The organism is Kitasatospora nipponensis, assembly GCF_039528135.1.
Lineage (GTDB): Bacteria > Actinomycetota > Actinomycetes > Streptomycetales > Streptomycetaceae > Kitasatospora > Kitasatospora nipponensis.
On the sequence record NZ_BAAALF010000682.1, the window covers coordinates 1 to 737 of the forward strand.

The window sequence follows — 737 nt, forward strand, 5'->3', positions numbered from 1 at the left end:
CGAGGAATTCGAGCTCAGGGTGCAGCGGACTGATGAATATTTCAAGGGGCTCCTTCAGGATGGCATTGAGACTCGAGACCAGAAGGATTTCTGGTGGCAGAGGGGGGTTCCGAAGTTTGCTGGGGCTGAGCTGGCTGATGATTTCATGAACTTGTTTGGCGTGAGTGTTCGCGCAGTTGATTAGACGAGAGCCCCTGGTCGGTCGTACATGGCCGGCCAGGGGATGTGGACCCGATGCCAGAAGGCGATCTTGAGGTTCAAGTACTCGCGAGGCACTGATGGGTAATCCGCTGGCAGAGATTCAATTGGCCGATGCGATTGAGGTGGCCAGTGATCTCAAGTGAATACGGGGCCTGTTGCTGCAGATCTTCTGGCAGCTGGTGATTGCTGGCTAAAGTTCGGAAGTTCTGGCTGCCTCGAAGGAGAGGCGTATTTCCCCGAAGGTGCTGACTGAGTACCAGTCAAGCGAATTGACCCCCTTATCTGTCTGTATTGCTGCATCAGGGTGAGATTTCCGCTCGAACCGTTCGTGGCAAACTGCCCTAGTTCCAACCGCTGGGCATCGGCGGGCGGGGAATTTGGGGGCAGGAGGACTTGATGGTCGGAGATTCGATGGCCAGGCGAGAAGTTCCTGTCGAAAGTTCGCGCACAAGTTGATCTTCCCGGGATATTTTTTGCCATAACTGGGTAGGAGTAATTGCTGGCCGGGCTCCCCGCAACCTGGTCGGGTGCCTGGG

General features: G+C 55.9%; 1 protein-coding gene. It reads left to right on the forward strand.

The window, feature by feature from the left end; translation table 11 throughout:
* The coding region (locus tag ABD323_RS42695; protein ID WP_344447433.1) for a hypothetical protein at window positions 1–184 on the forward strand (184 nt) is incomplete at its 5' end.
* Between the last annotated feature and the right edge of the window lie 553 nt (window positions 185–737).